4 protein-coding genes are annotated in these 2,378 nt (G+C 60.3%); 1 reads left to right on the top strand and 3 read right to left on the bottom strand.

The window, feature by feature from the left end; translation table 11 throughout:
- The 3 genes from LQV45_RS26125 to LQV45_RS26115 form a co-directional block, all read right to left on the bottom strand.
- Positions 1-235, bottom strand: a 235-nt coding sequence (locus LQV45_RS26125; protein WP_230009590.1) for a TadE/TadG family type IV pilus assembly protein, incomplete at its 3' end; no start/stop codon positions are given.
- A gap of 104 nt (positions 236-339) precedes the next feature.
- The gene (locus tag LQV45_RS26120; RefSeq protein ID WP_230009588.1) at positions 340-540 is read right to left on the bottom strand and encodes a Flp family type IVb pilin; all 201 of its coding nucleotides are present in this window, start codon (positions 538-540) and stop codon (positions 340-342) included.
- Between the two features lie 270 nt (positions 541-810).
- Positions 811-1,335, bottom strand: coding sequence for an A24 family peptidase (locus tag LQV45_RS26115; protein WP_230009586.1), 525 nt, complete (start codon positions 1,333-1,335; stop codon positions 811-813).
- Positions 1,336-1,831: 496 nt separating this feature from the next.
- On the opposite strand from LQV45_RS26115, the gene rplM reads away from it, so the two are divergent.
- Entirely contained in the window at positions 1,832-2,275 is a 444-nt protein-coding gene (gene rplM / locus LQV45_RS26110; RefSeq protein ID WP_015937805.1) for a 50S ribosomal protein L13, read from the top strand.
- Positions 2,276-2,378: the final 103 nt, after the last annotated feature.

Genomic DNA, 2,378 nt, shown 5'->3' with positions numbered 1-2,378 from the left:
TGGCGTCACTCGGAGCACCGGCCACGCCTTTGGCGGCGGCCAAGCCGGCATTGTTGGTTGCCGCCATTTCGCGGGCGGCTTCGCGGGCCGCCTGGGTCACCGAGATCTGGAGGTTGTAGAAGTTCGAGAACTCCAGGATCGAGACCACGATCAGCAGGAGTACCGGCGCGGTAAGGGCGAACTCGACGGCTACAGCACCGCGCTCCCGCCCCTGCATGACTTTGTTGCGTTTCACAGTTTCCCCCCGAGGAATGTGACGCTTGATCTAATGGAAAGTGCCGCGTCCGCGCTGGGCGGACGCGGCACTCCTTGGTGTTGAGACCTGATGAAGAGAGTGAATTACCAGCCGTTGACGGTGCCGGCAAGACCCCGGAAAAAGTTGTCCAGGGCTGTGCCGAAGATGCCAACGCCACCGACGAGAATAAGGGCGATGAGACCCACGAGCAGACCGTACTCGGTGGCGGTGGCGCCCTTTTCGGATTCGAACTTGTTCTTGACGCCGGCAACAAAAGCGAGCATTGAGACCATGAGACCAGTCATTTTAGTTTTTCCTTTTCCAGAGATTGAGTAATAAACGAATTTCCAGCAAGTCCCCGATTGCTTATTTGCTGGAGCTTCGTTGGAACAACATTTGCACGGCCACAAACGGCGCGGCAATGATGCTCGATACTCGACTTTTTGGACGGAAAAATGGGTATCACCTGCCCGCCAGCGGGGGGTGTACTCAGTTTCTAAGTGCGGGTGGGGTTCTACTACTTGGTTTGATCAGTCGTCTTACTTAATAAGCATCCGGGCGCAGGCGCAGGCTACCTAGGGCAGCAGCAAGATGACGGCCAGGCCGGCAGCCAGCATCGAGGGCCCGTGGGGCACTTCCTTCGGCTTGTTTCCGCGGTTTTTGAGAACCAGGAGCACGGAGGCGAGGCCGCCCGCGACGAACCCAAGGGCTCCGCCGTAGAACAAGTGGGTCCAGCCTAGGTAGCCCAAGTACAGGCCAAGTGGTGCTGCGAGCTTCACGTCGCCCATTCCAAGGCCGTTTCGGCTGGTCAGGGCCAGAAAAAGGTACAAAACGAACAAAATTAAGGCGCCGGCCACCCCGCGCAGCAGGCTACCTACCTCGCCGGACACCCCTGAGGCGGCCGCGAGGAGCACAATTCCGGCCCCCAATAGAGGCAGGACCATCCGGTTGGGCAGTAAGTGGTGCAGCATGTCGATTCGCGCCAGCTGGACGGCGGCCACCGCCAGCAGGACGTAGGCGGGGAGCTCGGGGGAGAGCCCGAAGCGCCAGGCCAGCAGTGCGGACAGCGCAAAGGTGGCCGCCGCCGTCGTAAGCCTCATGCGTGCTGTCAGAGGTCCACCTAGGCGGGGGAGCGTCCGACGGATGAGGTGCTCGGCCAATAGGGACAGGCAAGCACACGCGAGCGCAACGCCAGCTATGAAGAGGATCTCGGTGAGAGATCCGGTCGGCTGTGCAAGCAGTAGGGAAACTGAGCCGGCGGCGGCACGATCGGACACGGTTCCTCCAGGGATGCGACGGGCCGGCGCGGGGCTGTCTGCGAATCAGAGAGCAGACAGGATGCATCCGGACACCCCATTTTGACCCAAGAGGCCCCGGCAGGCTATTCTTGGTAGTCGTTGTGCGTGTCCTATCTCGATGGTGCGTGCCCGCTTGAGAATCCGGTTGCAGGATAGCTACTCAACGTGCACATTCGAGACCTCAGGATGACTGGTTACATGGAGCCCTCACCTCTGTTCCGGTAGCGCATAGATAGTAGGTGCACCGTAAGAGTGACGCCTAAAACAAGAACGCCAGAACAAGAACGAGGCAAACACCGTGCGTACGTACACCCCGAAGCCCGGCGATATCAACCGCCAGTGGCACGTCATTGACGCCACCGACGTTGTCCTTGGTCGTCTTGCCAGCCAGACCGCAATCCTGCTGCGCGGCAAGCACAAGGCCACCTTTGCGTCCCACATGGACATGGGCGACTTCGTCATCATCATCAACGCTGAAAAGGTTGCCCTCACCGGCGCCAAGCTGGAGCAGAAGCGCGCATACCGCCACTCCGGCTACCCGGGCGGCCTGACCTCCGTCAACTACGCGGAGCTGCTTGAGTCCAACCCGGTTCGCGCCGTGGAAAAGGCCATCAAGGGCATGCTCCCGAAGAACTCCCTCGCTGCACAGCAGCTGGGCAAGCTGAAGGTGTACCGCGGTGCAGAGCACCCCCACGCCGCCCAGCAGCCCAAGACTTTCGAAATCACCCAGGTCGCCCAGTAGTCCTGGCCACCAAACAACTTATCTATACAAGGAGAATCGTGGCTCAGAACGAAGAGACCACCGAGGCCGTTGTGGCTGAGGAAAACCTGACCAGCTACACCTC

The organism is Microbacterium sp. Bi128 (assembly GCF_918698205.1).
Note: the sequence above shows the minus strand (reverse complement) of the source record. Positions and strands in the feature narration are given on the sequence as shown.